Annotated in this window: 24 protein-coding genes and 1 tRNA gene; 17 read left to right on the top strand and 8 right to left on the bottom strand. The window is 45.6% G+C overall.

Annotation, left to right across the window (positions count from 1 at the left end; genetic code table 11):
- Positions 1-431 precede the first annotated feature (431 nt).
- From guaB to serS, 4 genes are all read left to right on the top strand, one after another.
- Positions 432-1889: an IMP dehydrogenase gene (gene guaB, locus HF638_RS27615; RefSeq protein ID WP_145153749.1), complete on the top strand. Its 1458-nt coding sequence runs from the start codon at positions 432-434 to the stop codon at positions 1887-1889.
- Positions 1890-2304: 415 nt separating this feature from the next.
- Positions 2305-3693 carry a D-alanyl-D-alanine carboxypeptidase family protein gene (locus HF638_RS27610; protein ID WP_169483095.1) on the top strand — a complete coding sequence of 463 codons (1389 nt, stop codon included), beginning with the start codon at positions 2305-2307 and terminating at the stop codon, positions 3691-3693.
- A gap of 217 nt (positions 3694-3910) precedes the next feature.
- Positions 3911-4501 carry a pyridoxal 5'-phosphate synthase glutaminase subunit PdxT gene (gene pdxT, locus HF638_RS27605; RefSeq protein ID WP_169483094.1) on the top strand — a complete coding sequence of 197 codons (591 nt, stop codon included), beginning with the start codon at positions 3911-3913 and terminating at the stop codon, positions 4499-4501.
- Between the two features lie 279 nt (positions 4502-4780).
- Positions 4781-6064: a serine--tRNA ligase gene (gene serS / locus HF638_RS27600; protein ID WP_169483093.1), complete on the top strand. Its 1284-nt coding sequence runs from the start codon at positions 4781-4783 to the stop codon at positions 6062-6064.
- Between the two features lie 136 nt (positions 6065-6200).
- Here the strand turns inward: serS and HF638_RS27595 are convergent, their stop codons facing one another.
- Both HF638_RS27595 and HF638_RS27590 read right to left on the bottom strand, forming a co-directional pair.
- The gene (locus HF638_RS27595) at positions 6201-8015 is read right to left on the bottom strand and encodes an S-layer homology domain-containing protein (RefSeq protein ID WP_169483092.1); all 1815 of its coding nucleotides are present in this window, start codon (positions 8013-8015) and stop codon (positions 6201-6203) included.
- A 27-nt stretch (positions 8016-8042) separates the two neighbouring features.
- Positions 8043-9992 (bottom strand): YheC/YheD family protein, encoded by a 1950-nt coding sequence (locus tag HF638_RS27590; RefSeq protein WP_169483091.1) that lies wholly within the window; start codon positions 9990-9992, stop codon positions 8043-8045.
- A gap of 238 nt (positions 9993-10230) precedes the next feature.
- On the opposite strand from HF638_RS27590, the gene HF638_RS27585 reads away from it, so the two are divergent.
- From HF638_RS27585 to HF638_RS27555, 7 genes are all read left to right on the top strand, one after another.
- Positions 10231-10319: transfer RNA gene (locus HF638_RS27585), tRNA-Ser, on the top strand.
- Positions 10320-10511: 192 nt separating this feature from the next.
- The gene (locus tag HF638_RS27580; RefSeq protein WP_169483090.1) at positions 10512-10853 is read left to right on the top strand and encodes a hypothetical protein; all 342 of its coding nucleotides are present in this window, start codon (positions 10512-10514) and stop codon (positions 10851-10853) included.
- A 27-nt stretch (positions 10854-10880) separates the two neighbouring features.
- Positions 10881-11057: a hypothetical protein gene (locus HF638_RS27575; RefSeq protein ID WP_169483089.1), complete on the top strand. Its 177-nt coding sequence runs from the start codon at positions 10881-10883 to the stop codon at positions 11055-11057.
- A 21-nt stretch (positions 11058-11078) separates the two neighbouring features.
- Positions 11079-11231 carry a small acid-soluble spore protein P gene (locus HF638_RS27570; RefSeq protein ID WP_036607296.1) on the top strand — a complete coding sequence of 51 codons (153 nt, stop codon included), beginning with the start codon at positions 11079-11081 and terminating at the stop codon, positions 11229-11231.
- Between the two features lie 233 nt (positions 11232-11464).
- A complete protein-coding gene (locus tag HF638_RS27565; protein WP_169483088.1) occupies positions 11465-12559 on the top strand; it encodes a hypothetical protein in 1095 nt (364 codons plus the stop codon).
- Positions 12560-12724: 165 nt separating this feature from the next.
- Positions 12725-13597: a helix-turn-helix transcriptional regulator gene (locus tag HF638_RS27560; protein ID WP_169483087.1), complete on the top strand. Its 873-nt coding sequence runs from the start codon at positions 12725-12727 to the stop codon at positions 13595-13597.
- Positions 13598-13695: 98 nt separating this feature from the next.
- Complete coding sequence (locus tag HF638_RS27555; protein ID WP_248278291.1) at positions 13696-14733, top strand: ABC transporter substrate-binding protein; 1038 nt, start codon at positions 13696-13698, stop codon at positions 14731-14733.
- A gap of 124 nt (positions 14734-14857) precedes the next feature.
- On the opposite strand, the gene HF638_RS27550 is transcribed toward HF638_RS27555, so the two are convergent.
- Both HF638_RS27550 and tadA read right to left on the bottom strand, forming a co-directional pair.
- On the bottom strand, positions 14858-15427 hold the full coding sequence (locus HF638_RS27550) for a GNAT family N-acetyltransferase (protein WP_169483086.1): 570 nt from the start codon (positions 15425-15427) through the stop codon (positions 14858-14860).
- A gap of 49 nt (positions 15428-15476) precedes the next feature.
- Positions 15477-15977, bottom strand: coding sequence for a tRNA adenosine(34) deaminase TadA (gene tadA, locus HF638_RS27545; RefSeq protein ID WP_169483085.1), 501 nt, complete (start codon positions 15975-15977; stop codon positions 15477-15479).
- A 332-nt stretch (positions 15978-16309) separates the two neighbouring features.
- Between tadA and HF638_RS27540 the strand changes: the two genes are divergently transcribed.
- The gene (locus HF638_RS27540) at positions 16310-18646 is read left to right on the top strand and encodes a PAS domain S-box protein (protein ID WP_169483084.1); all 2337 of its coding nucleotides are present in this window, start codon (positions 16310-16312) and stop codon (positions 18644-18646) included.
- Between the two features lie 18 nt (positions 18647-18664).
- Positions 18665-19366 carry a 23S rRNA pseudouridine(2604) synthase RluF gene (gene rluF, locus HF638_RS27535; protein WP_169483083.1) on the top strand — a complete coding sequence of 234 codons (702 nt, stop codon included), beginning with the start codon at positions 18665-18667 and terminating at the stop codon, positions 19364-19366.
- 140 nt (positions 19367-19506) lie between these two features.
- On the opposite strand, the gene motB is transcribed toward rluF, so the two are convergent.
- Together motB and motA are read right to left on the bottom strand one after the other, a co-directional pair.
- A complete protein-coding gene (motB, locus tag HF638_RS27530; protein ID WP_169483082.1) occupies positions 19507-20346 on the bottom strand; it encodes a flagellar motor protein MotB in 840 nt (279 codons plus the stop codon).
- Positions 20312-21112, bottom strand: coding sequence for a flagellar motor stator protein MotA (motA, locus tag HF638_RS27525; protein ID WP_169483081.1), 801 nt, complete (start codon positions 21110-21112; stop codon positions 20312-20314). Before motA ends, motB begins: the two co-directional genes overlap by 35 nt.
- A gap of 234 nt (positions 21113-21346) precedes the next feature.
- Between motA and HF638_RS27520 the strand changes: the two genes are divergently transcribed.
- The 4 genes from HF638_RS27520 to rbsK are packed head-to-tail and all read left to right on the top strand — an operon-like array spanning position 21347 to position 23222.
- Positions 21347-21640: a hypothetical protein gene (locus HF638_RS27520; protein ID WP_169483080.1), complete on the top strand. Its 294-nt coding sequence runs from the start codon at positions 21347-21349 to the stop codon at positions 21638-21640.
- 26 nt (positions 21641-21666) lie between these two features.
- A complete protein-coding gene (locus tag HF638_RS27515; RefSeq protein WP_169483079.1) occupies positions 21667-21864 on the top strand; it encodes a hypothetical protein in 198 nt (65 codons plus the stop codon).
- A 30-nt stretch (positions 21865-21894) separates the two neighbouring features.
- Positions 21895-22191, top strand: a complete 297-nt coding sequence (locus tag HF638_RS27510) for a 4a-hydroxytetrahydrobiopterin dehydratase (RefSeq protein ID WP_169483078.1) — start codon at positions 21895-21897, stop codon at positions 22189-22191.
- Between the two features lie 44 nt (positions 22192-22235).
- Positions 22236-23222 carry a ribokinase gene (gene rbsK / locus HF638_RS27505; protein WP_169483077.1) on the top strand — a complete coding sequence of 329 codons (987 nt, stop codon included), beginning with the start codon at positions 22236-22238 and terminating at the stop codon, positions 23220-23222.
- A gap of 71 nt (positions 23223-23293) precedes the next feature.
- Here the strand turns inward: rbsK and HF638_RS27500 are convergent, their stop codons facing one another.
- Positions 23294-23650: a c-type cytochrome gene (locus tag HF638_RS27500; RefSeq protein ID WP_169483076.1), complete on the bottom strand. Its 357-nt coding sequence runs from the start codon at positions 23648-23650 to the stop codon at positions 23294-23296.
- Positions 23651-23800: 150 nt separating this feature from the next.
- A complete protein-coding gene (locus HF638_RS27495; RefSeq protein ID WP_169483075.1) occupies positions 23801-24295 on the bottom strand; it encodes a GNAT family N-acetyltransferase in 495 nt (164 codons plus the stop codon).
- Positions 24296-24592: the final 297 nt, after the last annotated feature.

Below are 24592 nucleotides of genomic sequence, written 5' to 3'. Positions count from 1 at the left end.
GGTCCTGGGAGAGTAGGACGCCGCCAAGCAATTAACCACTGCCGATGTAATTCGGTGGTGGTTTTTATTTGTTTATAAATGGATAGATAGAGTTCAATGAATAGTTAGGAAACAGGAGGTTTTATAGCCTATTTGCATCAAACTTCCACGTGAATAACCTGGTTTCTATGTATATAGAAGATAAACGTCACTCGATATGAGTAGGCGTTTTTTTGTTATATTAATCAGACTTGTCCGCACGTGATAAACAGTTGTATTCATGAGACAACACACCTGATATAACCAAGTACTTTTCCTTGACAGTCTAAATATCGCTTTGCTAAGATGGCAATAATAAATTTTTCAGAAAACGTATTTTCGGCGTAAAATACAGCCTGGAATCTTCGGGTTTTGGACCGTAAAGCTGAGCAAACATAAGGAGGAACACCTGCGTGTGGGAAGATAAATTTGGTAAAGAAGGCTTCACCTTTGATGATGTATTGCTAGTGCCACGGAAATCCGAGACACTGCCTAAAGAAGTAGACGTTTCCGTTCGCCTGAGCGATAGCGTAAAATTGAATATTCCTTTGATTAGTGCAGGTATGGATACTGTCACTGAAGCAACACTTGCCATTGCCATTGCCCGTGAAGGTGGTATTGGAATTATCCATAAAAATATGTCTGTTGAGCAGCAAGCGGAAGAAGTGGACCGTGTTAAGCGTTCGGAGAGCGGCGTTATCACTAATCCATTTTCACTGACAGCAGATCATTTGGTGTCTGATGCAGAAGAGGTTATGGCGAAATACCGGATCTCTGGTGTACCAATTATTGAAGGAGACCAGAAGCTGGTTGGTATTTTGACGAACCGTGATTTGCGTTTTATTCACGATTACGGCATCAAAATTAGCGAAGTTATGACTCGTGAGAATTTGGTTACAGCTCCTGTTGGCACTACACTTCAAGAAGCTGAGGGTATCCTGCAGAAACACAAGATTGAAAAACTTCCATTGGTTGATGAGACGAACACACTGAAAGGTCTTATTACCATTAAAGATATTGAAAAAGCGATTCAATTCCCGAAAGCAGCCAAAGATGCACAAGGTCGTTTGTTAGTTGGTGCGGCAATTGGTATCTCCAAAGATACATTCGAACGTGCAGATGCTTTGGTTCAAGCCGGTGTAGACCTTATTACTGTAGATTCGGCTCATGGACACCACATCAACATTATCGAGGCGGTTCGTCAGCTTCGTGAACGTTTCCCTAGCTTGACGATCGTTGCAGGTAACGTGGCTACGGGTGAAGCAACTCGTGACTTGATCGAAGCAGGAGCTTCTGTAGTCAAAGTGGGTATTGGTCCAGGTTCAATCTGTACAACTCGTGTTATTGCAGGTATTGGTGTTCCTCAAGTTACAGCTGTATACGATTGTGCTACTGTAGCTCGTGAGTATGGTGTGCCAATCATTGCTGACGGTGGTATTAAATACTCTGGTGAGATCACGAAGGCAATTGCAGCAGGCGCTCATGCGGTCATGTTGGGAAGCTTGTTTGCAGGTACGGAAGAGAGCCCAGGTGAATCCGAGATTTATCAAGGTCGTCGTTTTAAAGTATACCGTGGTATGGGTTCCCTTAGTGCGATGAAACAAGGTAGTAAAGATCGCTATTTCCAGGATGATGACAAGAAACTGGTTCCTGAAGGAATCGAGGGTCGTGTCGCTTATAAAGGTCCATTGTCTGATACGATCCACCAACTGATTGGTGGTCTGCGTTCAGGTATGGGATACTGTGGTACGAGCAACCTGGAACAACTTCGGAACGACACTGGCTTTATTCGCATTACAGGTGCGGGTCTGCGTGAAAGTCATCCGCATGATGTACAGATTACGAAAGAAGCACCTAACTACTCGTTGTAATCTGAAGAGAGTTAATCATTTCCAGGACAGGCTCGGTGATTTTCACCGGGTCTGTCTTTTTTTGCAGATACCCCTGTGATAGAATAGAACAAGCGGTGACGATCCAAGGTTGGATTAAGGCGTTACGGCGGTTATTTGACGTGAATCTATGAATATGGTTTTGAAAAGCAAATGCAGTGCCAGAAATGGTTGCCAGCTAAACAGAAGCGCGGACGTCCTTCTACATAAGCATTCGCAAAATGCGGACTAATTGACAATCGATAACGAACTTTGGGAGCAATAATATTGCTCGTTCGATATAGCGCATATACCACACATCTCATACATCATTGCACAGGTTAGGGAATAAGAAAATCGCAGCTTAAGCTGCACTGAAGCAATTAACAATGCTTTAGATCGAAGGGAGTATTCATCATTGAAAGCCAAACACATGAATAAAAAGAAACGCCAAATGCTCAAAAAGAGCGTAGCCTCGGTAATGCTAATTAACATGCTTTGCATGTCTGCAGTCATGCCGGTCATGGCTGCTGCGGATAACTCCGGTCAGGTTCTGACTGCTGCAGCAACAACAACGAAGACGGAGAAAGCCGTGCAAGTTCCTGGGGCGGACTCACTTGGGCTTGAGGTTAGATCTGCAGTGCTGATGGAGGCTTCAACAGGACAGGTTCTGCTCAATGTAGATGCGGATAAAGCTATGCCGCCTGCAAGTATGACCAAGATGATGACAGAGTACATTGTCGCTGAACAAGTCAAACAAGGGAAATTTGGCTGGGACGATGTTGTAACTGTCAAAAAGAATGCTGCACAAAGTGTCGGATCACGTATCTTCCTGGCGGAAGGGGACCAGCACACAGTTAGGGATCTTTATATCGCTATGGCTGTTGGCTCTGCCAATGATGCTACGGTTGCTTTGGCTGAACATGTTGCAGGTTCGGAAGAAGCTTTCGTGAAAATGATGAATGATGAAGCGAAGCGTATGGGCATGAAGGATACGTTCTTCATCAACTCTTCCGGTCTGGACCGAGCAGATATGCCTGCTGACTTCCGCCCAGCTGAAGACAAGGAAACAGTGATGTCCGCTCTGGATGCTGCAATTCTGTGCCGATACATCATTATGGATCACCCGGACTACACAGAATTTACAACGATTCAATCCTACAAATTCCGTCCCAATGATAAAGCTCCAATTATCAACTACAACTGGATGCTGGAAGCGAATAAAAATATAACCAACTTCAAAAGCTATGCCTATGAAGGTCTGGACGGAATGAAAACAGGCCATACCACGAACGCAGGTAATAACTTTACAGGTACAGCGGAACGTAACGGTATGCGTCTTATCAGTGTTGTTATGGGCACGGATTCGGAATCTGCACGTTTCAGAGAAACCAAAAAGGTACTGGACTTTGGATTTAACAACTTTGAAGTAAAACAGGCTGTCGCAGGTAAGACCAAAGTGACGGGCTGGGAAGCTGTACCTTTGAAAAAAGGTAAAGAAACGACCGTTCCTGTCGTAACAGATAATGCGGTAAGTTTCGTTGTTCCCAAGGGTACTCAAAACCTGGATGTGACGTTCAAAGCCAATGTAACTGAGGCTGACCAGTTGGTAGCACCAATCAAGGCAGGTACAAAGGTCGGTACGGTAACGTACACGTATAAAGCAGAGGGAATTGAGCCTCAGGAAAAAACAGTGAACTTGATCACTGCCGAAGAGGCCGATAAAGGCGGATGGTTCCGTCTGTTCTTCCGTGCTGTAAAAGATTTCTTCGTGGATCTCTTTGACGGAATCAAAAACCTGTTCTAACCCTTAGCATACTTCATGAAAAGAGTATGATCATGACTTTGATATTTATGTGATCAAATCAATGACAAAATCCAAGTTATTCCGACCGGATGGATTGTATATTTACAATTTTTCCGGTAAAATATCAAGTTAGAATTCACGTATGATGAAGCGAAAAAGTCCAATGTTCGTTAACCATATGCAAGATCGTGGCTGGTCAGAGAAGGAGAATGGACATATGAAGATCGGTGTTTTAGCACTTCAAGGAGCTGTCACAGAGCATATTCGGAGCATTGAACTTGCTGGAGCAGAAGGTGTAGCTATCAAACAGGTTCAGCAATTGAAGGACTTGGATGGTCTTATCCTTCCTGGCGGCGAAAGCACGACGATCGGTAAACTGATGCGCAAGTATGGGTTTATGGATGCCATTCGAGCGTTCGCTGATGAGGGCAAACCAGTATTTGGTACCTGTGCGGGTTTGATCGTTATGGCCAAACACATTGCAGGGCAAGAAGAAGCTCATTTGGAGCTAATGGATATGACGGTATCCCGAAATGCTTTTGGACGGCAGAGAGAAAGCTTTGAGACAGACTTGCCGGTCAAAGGCATTGAGGAAAAGGTAAGGGCTGTGTTTATCCGGGCGCCCTTGATCGAGAGTGTCGGAGACCAGGTGGAGGTTCTCTCCACATACAAGGATGAGATTGTAACTGCTCGTCAGGGGCATTTGCTGGCTTGCTCCTACCATCCGGAGTTGACGGATGACTATCGTCTACATACTTATTTTGTAGACATGGCCAGATCCTATAAACACACGGTAGACTCTAAATAATGCATGATGTACAACCTATGATCTCCCGGTCATCGGATCACTCCCCCAGAAGCCTTGTAAGGCCGCAGGTTGGCAGTTGCATCTGAACGGATGCCTGATGTTGCCTGTATCTGCTTCAGAGCGGGAATCGCAGCGGAGGATGACACCGGGGGCATAGGTTGTTTTTTAGGTTACAGGATCCGATAAGTATATAGTAAGGTATATACATTAGAGTTTTGAGAATGGATTTAACATAAACATAAGGCTTCACTTAGTGAGGTTATTTAGGAGGGTTATATCGTGCTTGATGTGAAAATATTGCGGAATGAGTATGCACGTGTAGAAGAAGCATTGACTAAACGTGGTAAATCGCTGGATCTTATCGCTGGATTTACTGAGATGGATGCTAAGCGTCGGGAATTGCTTCAAGAGAGTGAAACACTGAAGAGCCGTCGGAATACGGTCTCCGCAGAAGTTGCTAGACTGAAGAAGAATCGCGAGAATGCTGATGATCTGATTGTGGAGATGCGTGAAGTCTCTGATCGAATCAAAGCCATGGATGAAGAAGTTCGTGAATTGGAAGTGAAGATCAATGATCTCACAATGGCGATTCCGAACATTCCTAACGAGAGCGTACCTATTGGAGCTTCCGAAGAGGACAATGTTGAGATTCGTCGTTGGGAAGAGCCTAAGTCATTTACTTTTGCACCAAAAGCACACTGGGAAATTGCACAGGATCTCGATATCCTTGATTTTGAAGCGGCTGCCAAAGTAACAGGTTCCCGTTTTACCTTTTATAAAGGATTAGGTGCACGTTTGGAACGTGCATTGATTAACTTCATGATGGATCTGCACAGCGATCAACATGGATATGAAGAGATTTTGCCTCCATACATCGTTAATCGGGATAGCTTGTTTGGAACAGGTCAACTGCCTAAATTCGAAGAAGATCTGTTCAAGTTGAAAGATACTGAATATTATCTGATTCCTACTGCTGAAGTTCCGGTAACGAACTACCATCGCGAAGAGATTCTGAATGTAGATCAATTGCCTAAGCATTTTGTGGCATACAGCTCTTGTTTCCGTTCTGAAGCCGGTTCGGCTGGACGGGATACACGCGGATTGATTCGTCAGCACCAGTTTAACAAAGTAGAGCTGCTCAAGCTCTCTACTCCGGAAACTTCCTATGAAGAGTTGGAGCAAATGACTCAAAATGCGGAGCGTGTACTTCAATTGTTGGGCTTGCCGTATCGCGTACTGACATTGTGTACGGCAGATATGGGCTTCACTTCAGCTAAAACGTATGATATTGAAGTATGGTTGCCTGAGAGCAATACGTATCGTGAGATTTCTTCGTGCTCCAACTGTGAGGACTTTCAGGCACGTCGTGCCAATATTCGTTTCCGTAGAGAGCCAAAAGCCAAACCCGAATTTGTTCATACATTGAACGGGTCAGGATTGGCTGTTGGACGGACGGTAGCTGCTATCCTGGAGAACTATCAACAGGAAGATGGTACGGTTGTCATTCCTGAAGCATTGCGTCCTTATATGGGTGGCGCCAGTGTGATTGCACGTCGCTCATAGAGTTAGTTATTGGGCTTATATAAATGAATAAAAAACCGTCTCCTGACAAATGGAAGTTTAGAACTTGCCATTTAACATGGAGACGGTTTTTTATTGTCTGATGTTATGAGTGTACTTTAGTCCTTATTATACTGCTTTAATTCATGTATTTAACGGAACGCAACGCACGGGTTAAGAGCGTAAGTGCTTCGTCAGTAGTTACTGCTTTTTTCGGTTCGAAGGAAGTACCGGATGGAACTTGAAGCAAACCGAGTGATGTCAGAGCCTGAACTTGGGTTGTTGCCCATGGAGAGATAGCGTCTTGGTCCTGATAGAACATCGTATCAGCGACAGCGGCCGAATCTCCGCCTGCAAATTGAATTGCCCGATAGATGATGCTAGCCAGTTCTTGTCGGGTGACTTCACGTTCGGCACGGAATGTTCCATCAGCATAGCCGTTAACAAGCCCAAGATGTGCAGCGGTAGCCGCATACGATTGTTTCTCAGTCACATCTTTGAATGATGTGTCTGTAGCTGAGATGCCTGTGGCCCCCAGAGCAGAAACTAACAGCTCAGCAATTTCTCCGCGGGTGATGACTTCACCAGCTTTGAATTGCTGTAGAGCAAGTAAATTTTTAGCCTGCAGGTATTGGATATCGCCTACGGCCGAATTAATGTCTGTAGTATTCATTTGTTCGTTTGAAGCGATAACATAAGTACTGTAATACATGTCTTTCAGACTTACACTCCACTCTCCATTTTCTTGGACAAAATAGGCTGGCACGTAAGTATAGGTCCGCGTCTTTTCATTGAAGCCGAGAACAGTTGCTGTTTGTGGGTTAATATCTGTAGAACCAAGGTGGATTATCCGAGTTACATTTTTTAATTCTTCTTGATCCAACTTGATTGTTTGCTCACCAGCTGCCCACTGTACATTGAAACGTAAAGGCTGTACCAACAATGTTAGACCTGTCGGTAAAGATTGCTTCAGATTGGACAACTCATCATCAGATAGGGCATCAATGTTTATCTGGAGATCGAGTTGTTCCTTGGGAACATTTAGTAGAGATGCTGCACGTTCAATATTTAATTTATCCAAGGCTAATGCAATGTTAGACTGTTGGCTATACAGAGTAAACGAAGATGCTTTATCCAGCGAGCGTAGGAAGGAAAGAACTTCCTTAGGCAGAGTCATTTGAACATGCGAAGCACGTGGCAATACGGTTACGGACAAATTATCCAGACGATCGAGGACAGATAACTTACTTACGACGCTGGTATCCACGGATACGGAAACAGTACCATTCTCCATTTTCCCGTGTACCCATTGGTTTAGGCTGTTGGCCGCAGAACCGATGGATGCGGAGGCATCAATAATCGAGATGTTAGTGGTAGAGCCGGATGTGGAGAAACTACTGCTTCCTCCAGTCTGTGGTATCACACCGCCACCAGACCCAGGCTCACCGCCACCGGACCCAGGCTCACCGCCGCCGGACCCAGGCTCACCGCCGCCGGACCCAGGCTCACCGCCGCCGGACCCAGGCTCACCGCCGCCGGACTCAGGCTCACCGCCGCCGGACTCAGGCTCACCGCCGCCGGACTCAGGCTCACCGCCACCAGACTCAGGCTCACCGCCACCGGACTCAGGCTCACCGCCGCCGGACCCAGGCTCACTGCCGCCAGACTCAGGCTCACCGCCGCCAGACTCAGGCTCACCGCCACCAGACTCAGGTGCACTGTTCCCTTCATTCTCTTCCTCAGGCGTAGCTGAAGCTTTCTCTATTCCGAAGAAATGCTGGAAATAGCTAATGGAATCACCCTTATATACATCATCAGCTTTATAATCAATGGCGTTACCTGCCAAGACTTGTGTCATTAACCCGGCTGCCAGTACGGTCGTCTTAACAGCACGTTTCCTAGCATTTCCGGCTTTAAGCATTTGCTGGTGTACATTCTTATTTTTCTTTTTCATCTATCTCACTCCTTATAATTTGTAGAATTAACGCAAAGAAAGAGCAAACGGAACGATATGTTGTGCCACTTCAAACTCTCTATGCGTTGATCCGATTTTGTTCATATTAGCTTCAAAAATCCAAATCTCACCCAACGAATTAATCCCCACATCAATGCCTAACTCGCATATTCGTTCTTTCACATGTGCTGCAATATGATTAGCTGTTGTAATAGCCAAGCGCTCCAGCCTTGCTAACATGACATCCTCCTTCTGAGGAAACTCATGCCGAGACAGCCAGTCCCATGTCGTAAATGCACGAAGTGAACCCGCGTGGTTAACTACTTTATGCTCGCTTTGGGTAGAGAGAAAAGGAAACGCTGAAATAAAAGACCACTCCCCGCGTCTGTTCCGGACAAGATGTAATCTGATATGGTAAGGAAGTCCGTTACGGGTTTCGCTTCGAATGAACTTTTGAATAACAAATCCTTTTTTCGCCGCAAGCATGGAGAGGAGTTGTGCGAAATCCTCAGCGTTCATTTTATGGATATGCTCATGATCCTTTACGACAAAACCTTCCTCTTCACGTTGAACAACAATAATCCCGTTACCAAACGAACCTATAGATGGTTTGATGATGGAAGTCTCGTGAGTATCGATAAAAGCCAAAATCTCATGAACATTTTCGACGGCAGTATAAGGGATCAAATGTGCAGCAAGCTCAGCCTTTTTTTGAAGGATTTCATATATTTTTTTCTTGCTAAAGGAACCCCCATTTCGTTCATCGGTAAAAGGTACATGCCCTAAATCTGTGTATACACTACTGTACTGCGCATTCCCACGCGCTTTTAATCGATCGTAGATCACATCGGGAAAGGGGCAGTAGCGGGCTTGCCACTCCCCATCTTCCAAAACATATCCTTTGATATAGCCTAATTCCTTATGGACATCGGTGTGACTAAAATAATAAAAGGCTGCGTTACTCCACTTGGCTGAATACGCACAGGCAGCTGCCAACGGCTTATCACTTGAGTCACTGCTGAGCATGGCAATCACAGGATGGTTCACTTTTTGCCCAGCTTTCGCCACATATTGTGCATATTCGATAGTACGTGATGCACGTGCCTGTTCATGGAAACGTGTTTGAGGGCTGATATTGGCTTCCAAAAACTTGATCTGGCCTGTGGGTGTCACAATAAAATCCATACCAAGCTCATCAATAAGAAAGGAGTAAGAACGATTAATTGTCTCTGCCATACAAATAGCGAGTCGTTCCATCTCATGTTTAATCTGATTTCCTTCAACTGGGAAAGAACGATCGAGCACATTAGTGGCATCCTCATTACGGCCGCCTTTACTTATATTGCTGATGATGGAATCCGTCATACCAATACGTGAATACATTTTGGTTAGAACCCAACGCCCAGTACCATCGCGCTGAATATGTACTCGAAAATCAACAACTTCGCCCCGATCAGTCAGGGAAGGAAGGTAAGGCTGAACAATAAAAGAGCCCTGTGCCAGAGCGTCACGTAAATATTCCTGTAAATCAGAACAATCAAGCCTGATCTCTTCGTTTTGCTCGCGGCATACATAGTGTTCATTTTCTCTTTTGACTGTAAAGATGGCATTGCCTCGACGACCTTGATCCGGCTTAACCAAAACTTCTCCGTGCACATCCAAAAAATCGAGAAATTGATCCAAATCCTGTAGCCACTCCGTTGGAATGAGGTGATCATTGAAATGAGGTACCAGTTTCTTCTGGATGGCGTATTTTCCGTGAATCAGAAATGTTGTAAAGGGAGTTCTTCTGCGCAGCCAGTTCTCGCACTCTGGTCTGTCTTTAACAGGTTCAGGTGCTTCATTAAGCACTACGTCTGGTAGGGGCATTTTCTTTTGCACCCAGGAGTTTCCTAACTGGAAAGTAGCATTAATCAATTCCCGCTCCATATCAATACTGCTTGCATCAAAGAAGAAAACTTCTGCACCCTTTTTCATTCCTTCCGAGATTAACTGGTTGATTCGCTCCTCGGGCAACGTGTTCAAAGGATCATTTTTACGATAAATACCTATAAACAATCAAACACCTCATTATGAAAAAGTCTACTTCAATTATATAGGGCAACTCTGAACCGATTCTGAACATGAATTTTATTACTTATAAAAAAGGTTGCATTATGATATTAAGATGTGGTATGATACTTTTCGTGGCAAGTTTATAAAAGTTAATTTCCCTGGAGAGGTACCGAAGCGGTCATAACGGGGCGGTCTTGAAAACCGTTAGGGGGCAACTCCACGTGGGTTCGAATCCCACCCTCTCCGCCATACTACACTTATAACAAGGATTCGAGCGTTCTCGCTCGGGTCCTTTTTTGCGTTTATGCGTGCGACAAGTCTGAACTTACAGGTTAGTGGCCGATGTGTATGCGTTGCTCAGTACAATGTTATATTTCAACAAAGACTGTTATGAATAAAAACATCTTCATCGCCGCACTTTATAGGAGTGGAGGTGGTAAGATGAACCGCGAGTTAAACATCGATCAGACAGAGCTTGTAGGGGCCTGGCAAGAACGTTTGCCCGAAGTCCTCAATGTTGGCGACCAGGCTCAAGTGATGGCTGATGAAGCTGATCAGCAGGCTATTCGGATACACATTGCGACAGCAGGTCACGAGATGTACTCTTTTGATTTCAAATGTGCGTATGTCGATTCCCGTGAAGTTAGCGTACAGCTGATTGATGTGGAACGGGATGGGCGAACGACGGATGAGCGTACAGAACCGATTCAGGAACTGGCTCACGATTATACAAGGCACATTCACGAATGCGCCCAGTCGTTACAGTCCCAGACGAGACATTAGCTTGAATTCTGAAGGAGTGAACTTCAATTGACGAAGGCCAAAGCGGGAGTAGACAAAAACCTGCAAAATGTAGTTGATGATCTGGAGCACCCAGCCGTAAACAGTCATCATGCCCAGCAAACTCAGCAAGATATTAATGATCGCCGTCATCAGGATGCACTGAATCATGACAAAACGGAAGATAGGGATCCATCCCATTCCTAACAATGATGAGGGGGCAACACTATGAGCAAACCAAAAACAATTCCCGTACCGGAAGCGCAAGCATCCGAACAGCATCGTCATTCATCCAAACGCTCCTCCATGCAGGAACCATTATCAGGTTCAAAAAAAGTGAAAAATCAAAATCATGTGGATCATCTGAATCCCCAAGGTTAATAGAAGAAGCAGATTCACGCAAAAGTCCCTTGTTACCTAACAGGGGGCTTTTGCGTATTCATACATATATAAAGACAGGCACATGCTTATTCCCAAACCTCACATAGGTCTTTGTAGCCATTTTAAAGAGGAAAGATCACATTTTTCCCAAATTAGGTTTCGGTATCTGGTGATATGGTATATCATTAAGATTGAATTATTTTTTTGGGGTTATCACGAGAGGAGAGAAACAAATGACTAAACGTATGGGGGCGCTTCTTCTTACGTTGCTGTTGACCGTATCTATGGCCTTGACAGCATGTAGCAGCAAGCAGGAACCAAAAGAGGCATTGAAGACGGCTGCGGCCAATGCTTCCAAACTGACTTCGTATGAAATGAGTTCCAACTTCACTATTAATGAATTGAGCTATAAACCTGGAGATGCTTCACAAACTGATCCGACCATGGCTCAATTTATGAGCATGCTGAAGGACGCTCAGTTGAATGTAACAGGTGTATACCAAAGTGAGCCAATGCAGACAGAGATGACTCTTGGCATCGAACTTAAAGGCGACATGGGTATGACCTTTAACATTCCAATGGTGATGACGGCTGAGAAACTCTATGTGAAAGTGCCGAATATTCCGTTCTTCCCGATTCCGGAGAACATTGTTAACAAGTTCTTGGAACTTGACCTGAAAGAACTGGCTGAGCAAGAAGGTACTGAATGGAACCCTGATGCTATGGACGCAGCCAAAACGCAAAAGCTGAGCAACGAAGTAATGGACGCAGTGCTGAGCGAATACGATCAAGCTAAATTCTTCAAAAACCTAGACACCAAAGATGCACAACTTCCTGAAGGTGTAGATGCGAAGCAGGTTGTACAATTCTCGGTGAATAATGACAATGTTAAAGAAGCAGTTACTGTACTGGTAACAAAAGCTATGCCTAAAGTATTGGATATTCTGTCCAAAGAGGAATATCGTGAATTGCTGCAAATGGATCAGGCTGATATCGATAAAGCTAAAGAAGATTTGAAAATCACTGAGGCAGATCAGGCTGAAATGGCTAAAGACTTGGACAAATTGAAAGATGTTCTGACAATTAACCAATTCAACATCGATTTCGCATTGGATAAAAACGACTTCCCGGTATATCAAAAAATGGTCGCTGATGTGCTGATCAAGCCAGAAGATACGAAAGACGAAGTGAAACTGGCATTTACCGGTTCTAATACGTATACCAAGATTAATGAAAAAGCAGCATTCAAAATCAACATCCCTACGGGCGATGACGTAATTACCATGCAAGAGTTCGAAGAATTGATGAACGCTTCGTACGGATACTAATCTCGTCGAGTTAGTCCAAAGATAAACCGTTTGTTATTCAAGTGAAGGATGATCTCCTTCCGCTTGGATACAGGCGGTTTTTTTTGTATGAAAATAGAGTCTATACAATGAATCGGACGGAGGATAAACTATTTATAAATGACAGGGGATCAGGGGGAGTACTCAATGATAACACCGGATGAAGAACAGCTTGCTTATGAATTCATTGAGCATCCTGTTCATGTATGTGGTATTTATCGCACTGTATTGCGTGCAAACATGATTTACGATGGGCACCGGGAGAAACGAACAGAAAAAAGTGCTTTGCTGCTGGTGTTACAAGGACAAGCAGCGTTTCATTTTACGAATACGGATGGTAAGAAATATCTTTATCATATGCAACCAGGCAAGGCCTTTATCGGGGGTAAAAATATGCACCTGGAGATCCATGTCGGAGACAGGGACTTTGAGTATGTATTAGTTCATTACTTGCCAGCAATACAAAAGGAGAAGGGGCTTCACTCGTCTCATACGGATCAAGTCTATGAGCTGCAGATGAGCTTGAATGATTCAGAGTCTGGATTTCAAGGGGAATTGATGCTGGCTCTCCTTAACGTTGCTCTCAATCCGGGGTATATGAACCAACTGGAGAAACAGACCCTATTTTATCAACTGCTAATCTCGGTGTTACGTGGAGCGAGAAGCTCAAGGAATACATTAAGTGGTACATGGGTAGATTCAGCTCAGGAATTCATTCAACGTCAGTATGCCGAACCACTGACGCTTGAAGGTGTTGCTGCTCAATTTGATATGAAACCGAAATACTTTTCACATATGTTTCAAAAATACACGGGGATGGGTCCGATGCGTTATCTGATGCAGTATCGTCTGAATCGTGCACAGGAGCTGCTGGAGATCGGAAGTTACACCGTGAAAGAGGTATCTGCAAAGGTAGGTTATGCGGATCCCTACTACTTCAGTCGGGTGTATAAATTGAATAAGGGCTGTGCCCCGTCTGAAGTAAGAAAGATTATGGGACATGGAAAGAATCCATCCTGAATCGGACAGTGTCCATTGTACAGGCGGATATCACTGATATAATTGATAATGATAATTGTTATCATAAATTCGCTGAAGTAATTGGAGGAGCACTGGAGATGCATAGAACAAGATATAAGGGTTGGGTCATGCTTATTACAGTATTGAGTTTGGTTTTACTATTGGCTGCCTGCGCGTCGGGTGAAAAAAAATCGGAGCAAACGACAAGTCAGACGGAGCAAAGTGCTACCAGTACAGGGGAGAGTTCCGGCTCATCATCTGAATCTGCAGATGGATCATCTGACAACTATCCACGTACGGTACAGACTGCTCGGGGAGACATGGAAATCAAACAACAACCCAAAAAGATAGCTTTGGCTCATTGGGGATTGAGTGATGATCTACTCGTATTTGATCTGGATTCCGTGGCCATCACGCTTCCTTTTACAGAAGATCAATCGTTATTGAAAAGTGACTTGTACAAACCTTATGTTGAAAACAAAAACACGATTGATATCGTCGGTGAGAATACACAAGTGAATCTGGAAGCATTACTCGCTTATGAACCGGATTTGATTATTGCCGGCAATGAGACGAACAAGGACATTTTGGAGCAACTCGATCAGATCGCACCAACTGTTGTACTAGATGAGACCAAGCAGGATGTATTCAAAGAATGGCGTAAAGTCATTACAGATCTGGGGCAGATTTTGGGACAGGAAGAAACGGCTGTGCAGTATATTAATGATTTTGATCAAAAACTTGCAGATGGTAAAAGCGGGCTTCAATCCATCGAAGGAACGGTTGCATTCATGCAGGTTCGTGAGAAACAGGCCTATCTTCAGGGTGCCGACTATATCTCGGAATATTATGAAGGTCTGGGACTAACGCCTCCGTCCACAGAGGCTGGAGAGCTTACATTGGAAGGGATTGCGAAGCTTGACCCGGATTATCTATTTTTGGGGTACTTCAATATGGAAGATCCATCTCTGTCTGCTGTAACGGATGAATGGGAGAAAAGCGCTGTCTGGAAAGGACTCAAGGCAGTGAAGAATGGGCATGTTTATAAGATAAATGGACAGGTCGCCTTTGGTTTTGGGCCGGTTAGTAAGTCTTACGGTGTAGAGCAAATAACGAATAGTTTGAAAGCCCAATAAAAAAGTGCTATACAAATAAAACCGCACTCTTCCTACATAGCTAGGGTAGTGCGGTTTTGTATATTGATTTTGTATATTGCTGAATTGGAAATACAGACGGTTGTGAGGATTAGTTTTTTCTTAATTAGTTTGCAAGTTCGTCCAAGTCTTCAGCAAGTACAGCATAGATCTGATGATCCTGATATTCACCGTTAATCTTGAGATATTTGCGAGCAGTACCTTCAACCTGAAATCCGTTCTTTTCGAGTACTCTCTGCGAACCCTTGTTGGAGGGCAATACCGCAGCCTGAATCCGATTTAACTTCAGTGCACGGAAGCCATAAGCTACAGCTAGTTTAACCGCTGCTGTCATTCGTCCACCGCCCTGATAATCCGGATGGATAAAGTAACCCATATCCGCATAATTGGCAACGCCCAATACGACATTGTTGATACTTACTTGTCCAATCAGCAGGCTGTCTTTAATAGTATAGATTCCAAATTGATATCCTGTACCATCTTCTGCTGCCTTGACCCGATCCTCAATCCGCCGAGTCTGAGCATCCAGTGTATAAAAATCATTCTCTCGCACGGGTTCTACAGCTTGATAGGGGACACGTGTAACCTGAATCAGGTCCAGATAGGATTGTGTATCCTGAGATGTGAGCAACCGAAGGCTTATGCCATTGGCTGTATCATAGAGTGTTAGTGCCATTGCAGCAGACTTCCTTTCCATTTGAAATGTTGATATTCGATGATTACGGTTATTTTTTGCGCAACCGTCTGAAAAATTGAGTTAGCATCGTGGAGCATTCAGGCTGAAGAATATCTGCAATAACCTCGGTACGATGGTTAAAACGAGGCTCTTGCAGCAGATTCATCAGTGTACCTGCACAGCCTGCCTTGGGATCAGCCGTACCATAGATGACGCGGGGAACTCTGGATTGTACAATTGCACCTGCACACATCGGACAAGGTTCCAGTGTGACGTACAGAGAACAATCCAATAAACGCCAAGCTCCAATGGTCTCGCTGGCCTGACGGATAGCCACCATTTCTGCATGGGCGGTGGAATCCAGCGTAGTTTCACGCAGATTGTATCCTCGACCAATGATTTGGTTGTTTTGTACGATTACAGCTCCAATCGGAACTTCCCCAAGAGCCTCAGCTTTGTAGGCCTCGGCAATGGCCTCCCGCATCCAGTGCTCATGCTGAGCTTCCTCAGATAAATGCGCAAGATCGGTCTGGAGAAAATGGTCAGTCATTACTATATAACTCCTTCCAAAATCGTTTATTCAGCGAACAAGTATTCGGGTTGTTAACATGTTGTGTATAGAATTGTGGATAACCGTGTAGTTGCTCACAGAGTTATAAACAAACTATCCACAAGCCTGTGGATTTGTGGATAAATATAGTGATTAATTTCATTGTAGAGTTTAAAATGGCAAGAAACAACGAATTTCGAGCTTTTTAGCCAATCGGTAACTTTTGGACACAGGTCAATTATCCTTTTCAAAAAGTCATACAAGCGTTATGATGGATATAGGTTTTGCCATATATCGCCAGAGGGTACAAGCCGAGAGGTGAACAAAAAAACTTGTCTATTAAAACGAAATTATCCATGATTATGTCGTGCTCAGTGCTCGTTATTTTAGTGTTGAATATCGCACTGAGTTATTATACTACAGAAGAGAATCTGAGGCAGGACAGTGAAACCAAGATGGTGCTCACTGCGAAGCAGATTGCAATTGCTGTCGAACAGAATCAATACAGTTCGGATTATGTAAAAAGACAGATTGGAAATAATCTGTGGCTTGCTGCCGTCATGGCGGCGGAAGAATTAGACCCAGATATTAATAATATCACAAATGAAGAACTTGTACGCTTGAGCCAAAAGGTCGGCGTTTCGCATATTTCGTTAATGGAGCAGACGGATGATGATATTGTGGTTAGCCGCTCCTCAGATCCGAGAGAGCTCGGGCTGTCCACCAAATCCATGACCTATTGGTATCAGGCATTTAAGCAGTTGTTTGAAAAACAACAGGTGACGATTCCCCAAGGGCAGAAGTTGGAACATTTCTGGTCAGATGGATTCGAGTATTCGACGTCCAGTCCTTCGGACATTGATATCTGGGGTTATTACCATGATGGAAAGAGAAACTACATAATCAATCCCTTCTATAATAATACGGAAGTTGATGACTATGTGAAAATCTCTAGTCCGGATGAGATTTTGAATAAAATTCGTGAGGTCAATCCCTCCATTCTGGAGATTACAGGCATCAATCCGTTAACTTTCGGCAGCCCGAACATGGGTGATGACGGAAGAGATTCGAACTTTAGCAAGTTGAATAACAGACCGATTCGTTTCGGCACATACCAATATGGTTCTACGGAAGAGGACCACCGTGCTGTGGTGCGCGCCATTCGAACAGGGCAGAATGTATCTTTTGTCAGCGAAACACACGAACAGAAGGTGCTGAAGAGTTTTATTCCCATTTTCACACCCAATCAGTCTTCCTATGTCATCAGTATTGTCATGGACTATAAGCAAATATCCTCCATGGTATCTGAGCAACTGGTGAGCCATGCCTCCATATCTTTGGTTTTGCTGGAGATCGTGATCTTTGGTAGCTATTTGCTCGCAGGGTATATTACGCGCCCGATCCAATCCATACTGGGCAAAGTGAATGATGTAGCCGATGGACACTTTGACTTCCGTCTGAAAGTCCGGAGGAAGGATGAACTTGGCCAACTGGCCAATCGGATTAATGCCATGATTCGCAATCTGGGCCATTATACGAGCCGTCTAAAACAGATGTATGAAGAGAATCGAGCGGTGAAAGAGCATCTGGAGTCCATTATCAACCAGACAGCGGATGCCATTCATATTACGGATCTTGAAGGGAAAGTGCTGCGGGTTAACCGGGCATTTGAACAATTATATGGCTTTCGAAGTCGTGAGGTGGAAGGTCGTAATCTGAAGATCATCCCGCCAGAGGCAGAAGAAGAAATGAAACGCCAGCATGCCCAACTCGTTGAGGGTATGTCTATTACGTCTGAAACCACCTGGATGAAGAAAGACGGGACTCGGGTAGAGGTCAGTGTCAGTACGGCTCCTGTACGAGACGAGGCTGGAGAGATTACCGCGCTCATTAGTGTCTCCAGGGATATTACAAGTCGTAATCGGATGGAAGAGCTACTCAGACGCTCTGAGAAGCTTACAACCGTGGGGCAGCTTGCAGCAGGTGTGGCACATGAAATCCGTAATCCGCTGACCACGCTGCGCGGGTTCTTGCAGTTACAGCAAGAGAGCAACAAGCTGAATCATCGTCATCTGGATCTGATGTTATCGGAGCTGGATCGTATCAACCTTATTGTCGGTGAATTTCTGATTCTCGCCAAACCGCAGGCGGTTCATTTTCAGAATCGGGATATTCGTTTTATTCTCGGCGATGTCATCTCGTTACTGGATAGTCAGGCGCATTTGCATGGTGTAGAATTTGTACTGCGTGCCTCATCCGATTCGGCTATGGTACACTGTGAAGAGAACCAGTTGAAGCAGGTATTCATCAATTTGCTGAAAAATGGTATGGAAGCCATGCCCAATGGAGGTAGCATCCATATCAAGCTCAAGCACGACGAACAGCTGAACCTGGTCAGAATTGAGATCAAGGATGAAGGGATCGGTATCCCGGAAGAGATGATGCCCAAACTCGGGGAGCCTTTCTTTACGAACAAAGAGTCTGGAACAGGGCTTGGCCTGATGGTCAGTCAGCGCATTATTCAATCACATAAGGGCATGATGGATATTAAAAGCGTCATGAACAAGGGAACAACGGTTATTATTGAACTGCCTGCATCCGAGCAACAACCGGAAGTTATTGAGGCAGATCAGGTAACGGATGAACCACTTACAGATGAAGAGAAATAGATGAGGTGAGATTACCTTTTGCGTATTAATAAATTTATTAGTGAAACAGGTTACTGCTCCCGGCGTGAAGCCGACAAGTTGGTGGATAGCGGTCAGGTCACGATTAATGGAATTAAGGCTGAGCTAGGCAGTCAGGCAGAAGAAGGCGACGATGTACGAATCAATGGCAAGCCGATCAAGGAAAAGAGAAAACACGTATATATCGCGCTGAATAAACCGATCGGGATCACAAGCACAACCGAGCAGCATATTCAGGGCAATATCGTTGATTTTGTCGGGCACGATGAACGTATCTTTCCTATTGGACGTCTGGATAAGGACTCTGAAGGTTTGATCCTGATGACCAATGATGGTGATATCGTTAACCGGATTCTCAGAGCAGAAGGACGCCATGAGAAAGAGTATATCGTCACTGTTGATCGATCCGTAACCCCGAGTTTCCTTAGAGGCATGAGTACAGGAGTCAAGATTCTGGGCGAAATGACACTGCCATGTACAGTGACCCGGATGACGGATCGTGTATTCCGAATTATCCTGACCGAAGGAAAGAACCGCCAGATTCGGCGGATGTGTAGTGCTTTTGGCTATGAGGTTCGTAAGCTGAAGCGGGTTCGAATCATGAATATCCATCTTGGAGAAATGGCAACAGGTGCATGGAGAGAGCTTACCGCCGCCGAAAAAGCGGAACTGGGCGGTCTGCTCGACTATTCACTGGAATAGTCGATTCGACTTTGACTAATTCATCCGAAATAATGTGAAAATATATAGGATAAACCAAGCGCCAGCCATATATAAACCCAAAAGACCGTTCTCCTTGTATCTGGAGAACGGTCTTTTGGTTAATGAATCGCTGCAGGCTTCTAGTTTCCTTCGCCAACGGCTTTTACATTCGTATTGTTACTTTGATACTTCCGAATGATGGATACCTCTACACGGCGATTCTGTGCTCGTCCAGCATTGGTGTCGTTGCTGGCGATGGGATGATACTCTCCATAACCACTTGGTGTGAATTTGGAAGGGTCCAGTTGCGTGTTCAGCAACAGGATTTTCAGGAAGTTGAGCGCGCGATCTGCGCTTAGATCCCAGTTATCCTTATATTGGTTGTTCGAAATGGGAATATTATCGGTATGACCGGATACAACCACTTCGTATTCAGGGAACTCCTGCAGCATACTTGATATCGCTTTGGCTAGGGAGCGAGATTCAGTCTTTACATCTGCTCGTCCTGAGGAGAACAGGGCATTATCACTGATGGTGATCTTCAATTCAGACTGATTCAGCTTGGTGTTCAGCTGGTCCGAAAGCCCGTTCTTCGAGATATATTTGTCGAGTCGCTCTTTGAGTTTCTCCAGGTCTTCTTGTTCTTTCTTAGCCATCTGTGCATCTGTAATCTGAGCTGGTGTTTTCTTGGTGATTTCTGTAGGTTCTTGTTTGTTCTTACCCAAATCAGCACCTGGCGTATCCGGATTCATGGACGAATGGTCCAGAATTCCGGAACCTCCATTTAATGCACTGTTTAGTGCGGAAGCCATCTGCTCGAACTTAGCTGCATCGATTGAACTCATGCCGAACAATACAATAAACAAAGCGAGCAACAAGGTCATCAAGTCAGAATAGGGAAGCAACCAACTCTCGTCTATATGTTCTTCATGTGGTTCGTGCTTCTTAGCCTTTTTCACCTGATGAGTCCCCCTTCTCATCCAGTTGTTTACGTTCGGAAGGTGTCAGGAATACAGATAATTTCTGATTGATGGCAACGGTGGAAACACCGGATTGAATCGAGAGCAGACCCTCAACCATCATCAACTTGATTTCCATCTCTTGCTTGGACATCCGCTTCAACTTGTTGGACATTGGATGCCACAGTACATAACCTGTGAAGATACCCAAGAGGGTAGCGATGAATGCTGCCGCAATGGCTTGAGAGAGCTTATCCATATCGCTAAGGTCCGCAAGGGCTGCGATCAAACCAACTACGGCTCCGAGAACGCCAAGTGTTGGAGCATACATACCTGCTTGGGCGAAGAGTAGTGCACCACTGCGGTGACGTTCTTCTGCGGTATGAATATCTTCCATTAGGACATCACTTACAAATTCCTGATCGTTACCATCGATAATCATTCGCATACCGCTACGAAGGAACTGATCGTCGATATCTTCTACTTTTGATTCCAGTGCAAGCAAACCTTCACGACGGGTAGTGGAAGCCCAGTCCATAAACGTGCCGATCAGGGATACGCGATCGATCAATTTTTGCTGTTTGAACAAAATCCCGAAAAGCTTCGGAATTCTCTTAACTTCTGACATGGGGAATGCCATAAAAATACTTCCTGCGGTACCAACAAATATAATCATGTAGGCTGCTGGGTTGTTGACCAGATTAATTAGGGGAGCATGCTTCAACATCATACCGAGTACAAGTGAAGCGAGTCCCAAAACAAGTCCAATAATTGTTGAAATGTTCATTATACACCTCATCCATGAGATAAAATTGAATCCTTTCAAGCGGCTATATCCGGGCTTCCAGACGAACATTGTGCCGCAATCCGTTACATGTTCGGCATCCCTTGTGGCTGCATAAACACTTAGAACGGTTATATATAGTATTTATCGACCAGAAGGTCTTTTTTTTTAAGTGTTATTTTCAGGTATAATAAGATCAAATCCGCTCCTTAGGGGCCGAATAGGAGTGAAAAGCCAATGGGCGTAAAGCATGGACGGGATTATGAAGGAATTTTGACAGATTTGACAACGGCAATCGGGCGCATACCGGATCGATATGTTTTCTTTGAAATGGATGCGGAAGAGTGGGATAGACTCGGGGCACCTGAGCAACTTGAAGTGGATGAGGCGTTAGCGGAGGATCTGTTCTATGCGCTAGGTGAGGAGTCTATCATTCCGGTTGGAAGTGGAGTGGTCATCCATGATAAGGAACAGCACCGCATTCATATTTTGATTGGGGAAGAAGAGTTGACGTTTGTGCCGTTAATTTAGTATGTGTACATGCTATTTTCGGGGGTATGAATGGAGAAGGGATTCTCCTCAAAGCCTTATGGTTATTGGTTCTATGCCATGTAGTTGATTGGATTTTGAAGCTTGTCCGTGGTAAGATGTTAGTCGTGAAATGGGCTAACCGCATGGCGGTGAGCCTGGCCTTTGAGGTTGCTGTGAATCGCGCCGAAGGTGTCGGTGGTTATACAGACGCACGTTGTCTGTAAGGTACCATCCTATGGGGAGGAAGATAACGCATGGTTTTTTCGCAAGAGGAAGTCGAAGCTCATCTGGGGAGGCTGGAAGGCTGGGAACTGGAAGAGGGACGGTGGATTGTACGTAAATTTATGTTTTCCAACTACATGAAAGGGATTGCATTTGTGGATGAGGTCGCTGCGATCTCGGAAGCATTCAATCATCATCCTTTTATTACGATTGATTATACAACGGTTACGCTGCGTCTCACGTCATGGGATGCGGGTGGTATTACATCTGTAGATATCAAGGAAGCAGGACAATATAACGAAGCTTATGACAAAATGAGGTCCGAATAACGAGATCGGTTATTATCGCGCGGCCGGAAGTGAGTGAACCATACATGTCAGACTATAATCAGAAACAACCTCTTATTGCTGTCGTAGGCAGTCTCAATATGGATCTCGTGGTAAAGACGGATACGATTCCGGAAGAGGGAGAGACGGTGAGCGGTGAGGAGCTGCATTATCTCGCTGGTGGCAAAGGGGCAAACCAGGCTGTTGCCGCTGCGCGTCTGGGTGGACAGACTACGATGATTGGTGCGGTGGGATCGGACGGTTTTGGCGAACGTCTGCTGCACAGTCTGACGGAAAGTGGTGCAGATGCCTCGCAGGTTCGCATATTGGAAGACACGGTTACAGGGACGGCTTCCATCTGGCTTTCTCGGGGAGACAACCGGATTATCGTTATTCCTGGTGCGAATGGACAAGTTGTGCCTGAGATGCTGGAAGAGGCGGATACGGTAAAAAGCCTGACTGCAGCCGCAGCGGTGCTGCTGCAGCTGGAGATTCCGCTGCCAGCGGTTACCCGCGCCGCCCAACTGGCGGCTGAAGGCAGCGCACTGGTGGTGCTCAACCCGGCTCCCGCGGTGCCGGGTCTGCCCCAGGAGCTCCTGCGGTGCATCGACGTTGTCACGCCGAACCGCAGCGAGCTTGCCGTGCTTATCGGCCGGGATCATCTCCGGCCGGAAGACCTGGATGCGGCGGTCGCAGAGCTCGCCGCATCCCTCGGGGCCGCTGTCGTCACGACGCTCGGCCCCGAGGGGGCTGTGTACGCGGCGGCGCCTGGCGGCCGCGTACAAGCAGGGCGTGCCGGCGCGTGCCGTGCGCCCGGCTACGCCGTAAGCGCCGTCGATACGACCGGCGCTGGCGATTGCTTCAACGGCGCGCTGGCGGTAGCCCTCGCGCGCGGTGAGACTTTGGACGCGGCCGTAGGCTTCGCCATGGGTGCGGCTGCGTTATCCGTGACGAAGCTCGGCGCCCAGTCCGGGATGCCGTCCGCACGTGAAGTCGAGGCCTTTCTGGCGGAGCACGCGCCAGAAGTCCAATAAATGATACAACAAAGAGGCTCTTATTCTCCCAACAGGGGATTAAGGGCCTCTTCGTTATGCGTGTGCAAAGATTATTTCTTTTCTGCCAACCACATAGCGATATTGGCAATCTCTTCATCCTGCAGTCTACCCTTGAAGGCAGGCATGCCACCTTTACCTTTGACAATCGTGGAGTAGATCTTCTCCAGATCATCCTGGCTGCCGATGTTCGCCAGAGCAGGCCCTACGCCACCCTGAAGCTGATCTCCGTGACAGGAAATACAATTGGCTTTGACCAGTGCTTCAGCCTGTCCGGCATCCAGTGCTACTTCTGGCATGGTTGGTTTGGCTTCTTCAGCCACTTCCTCTTTCCCTGGAAGCGTAAACATTAAAACAATAGCTAAAGCGCATGCTGCAAAAAATACCCCGCTCATGATCCATTTGTGCATCCCTTATGTCCCCTCCAGAATGAAAGATCATCTAACCTGAAACTATCCATATCATTATAACGGAACCTGTAGTGACATCATAGCATTTTGTGGTAATTTTTTGAACTAATCACATAACAAGGGGCAGATTGGGTTGTTTTGCAATGGATTCTAATCGCGAGGCCCTTCATAGACCATGCAGTGAAAGGGCATTAAGCCGCTTGGTGTCTGTCGTTCGTATGTATCCTGAGTGACAAATCCATTCTTAAGATAGACTTGAATGGCACGGGCATTCCAGGTGAGCACTTCAAGATCAATCTCATTCGTCCGGTTCCGGCGAATGGCTTCCTGCACAATGGCGGTGACAAAAGCTTTCCCTTGACCCTGACCACACAGCTCTGGATGCATGCCGAGGCCAATCCGGGTTACTCCCTGAAGTGGGAAGTATTGAGCAAATCCGCAGATGCGATCATGCTGATCAAGAACAATCGCATATTGTTCCTGCCGCAGCTGCGCATCCCCAAATTCAACTTCCAGTGCTTTCATCTGCTCCCAGGGTAGCCAGCTATAGATATTGTAAGGCGGGTCATACTGCCAACTGCAGATAAGCTCCGCATGTTCTTCTTGCATGGGTACAACATGAAACGTTACAGGGGCTTCATTCATACATCTGCACGCTCCTCTCAGTCATTACCAAACTCTCTGTCCACTCTACAAAAGAGCCGTTCATTTAGCAAGTCTCCCTTTCCAGGAAAAAAATGAAACAAAAGTTCCGGTAATTCCGTTTATATTATAACGGGATGGGTAAAAACATCATAAGGGCACGGACGAGCGAACGCAAAATGAACCTGTTGATGTTGCAGGATATACCTCATGTGTAACTTGCAGCGTAAACAGGGAATGAAGCACAAAAAAACCGCCGGATACATTCCTGCGGAGAATGTACCGGGCGGTTCTGTTATG

The organism is Paenibacillus sp. SZ31, from assembly GCF_012912005.1.
In the GTDB taxonomy this organism is placed as follows: Bacteria; Bacillota; Bacilli; order Paenibacillales; family Paenibacillaceae; genus Paenibacillus.
Note: the sequence above shows the minus strand (reverse complement) of the source record. Positions and strands in the feature narration are given on the sequence as shown.

Bases quoted from the DNA above. Each gene is read 5' to 3' on its own strand.
- pdxT (WP_169483094.1), top strand. From the start codon at position 3,911: ATGAAGATCGGTGTTTTAGCACTTCAAGGAGCTGTCACAGAGCATATT.
- HF638_RS27595 (WP_169483092.1), bottom strand. From the start codon at position 8,015: ATGAAAAAGAAAAATAAGAATGTACACCAGCAAATGCTTAAAGCCGGA.
- HF638_RS27590 (WP_169483091.1), bottom strand. From the start codon at position 9,992: ATGAAAAAGGGTGCAGAAGTTTTCTTCTTTGATGCAAGCAGTATTGAT.
- HF638_RS27580 (WP_169483090.1), top strand. From the start codon at position 10,512: ATGAACCGCGAGTTAAACATCGATCAGACAGAGCTTGTAGGGGCCTGG.
- HF638_RS27570 (WP_036607296.1), top strand. From the start codon at position 11,079: ATGAGCAAACCAAAAACAATTCCCGTACCGGAAGCGCAAGCATCCGAA.
- HF638_RS27565 (WP_169483088.1), top strand. From the start codon at position 11,465: ATGACTAAACGTATGGGGGCGCTTCTTCTTACGTTGCTGTTGACCGTA.
- HF638_RS27560 (WP_169483087.1), top strand. From the start codon at position 12,725: ATGATAACACCGGATGAAGAACAGCTTGCTTATGAATTCATTGAGCAT.
- HF638_RS27555 (WP_248278291.1), top strand. From the start codon at position 13,696: ATGCATAGAACAAGATATAAGGGTTGGGTCATGCTTATTACAGTATTG.
- HF638_RS27550 (WP_169483086.1), bottom strand. From the start codon at position 15,427: ATGGCACTAACACTCTATGATACAGCCAATGGCATAAGCCTTCGGTTG.
- tadA (WP_169483085.1), bottom strand. From the start codon at position 15,977: ATGACTGACCATTTTCTCCAGACCGATCTTGCGCATTTATCTGAGGAA.
- motB (WP_169483082.1), bottom strand. From the start codon at position 20,346: ATGAGAAGGGGGACTCATCAGGTGAAAAAGGCTAAGAAGCACGAACCA.
- motA (WP_169483081.1), bottom strand. From the start codon at position 21,112: ATGAACATTTCAACAATTATTGGACTTGTTTTGGGACTCGCTTCACTT.
- HF638_RS27520 (WP_169483080.1), top strand. From the start codon at position 21,347: ATGGGCGTAAAGCATGGACGGGATTATGAAGGAATTTTGACAGATTTG.
- HF638_RS27515 (WP_169483079.1), top strand. From the start codon at position 21,667: ATGAATGGAGAAGGGATTCTCCTCAAAGCCTTATGGTTATTGGTTCTA.
- HF638_RS27510 (WP_169483078.1), top strand. From the start codon at position 21,895: ATGGTTTTTTCGCAAGAGGAAGTCGAAGCTCATCTGGGGAGGCTGGAA.
- rbsK (WP_169483077.1), top strand. From the start codon at position 22,236: ATGTCAGACTATAATCAGAAACAACCTCTTATTGCTGTCGTAGGCAGT.
- HF638_RS27500 (WP_169483076.1), bottom strand. From the start codon at position 23,650: ATGCACAAATGGATCATGAGCGGGGTATTTTTTGCAGCATGCGCTTTA.
- HF638_RS27495 (WP_169483075.1), bottom strand. From the start codon at position 24,295: ATGAATGAAGCCCCTGTAACGTTTCATGTTGTACCCATGCAAGAAGAA.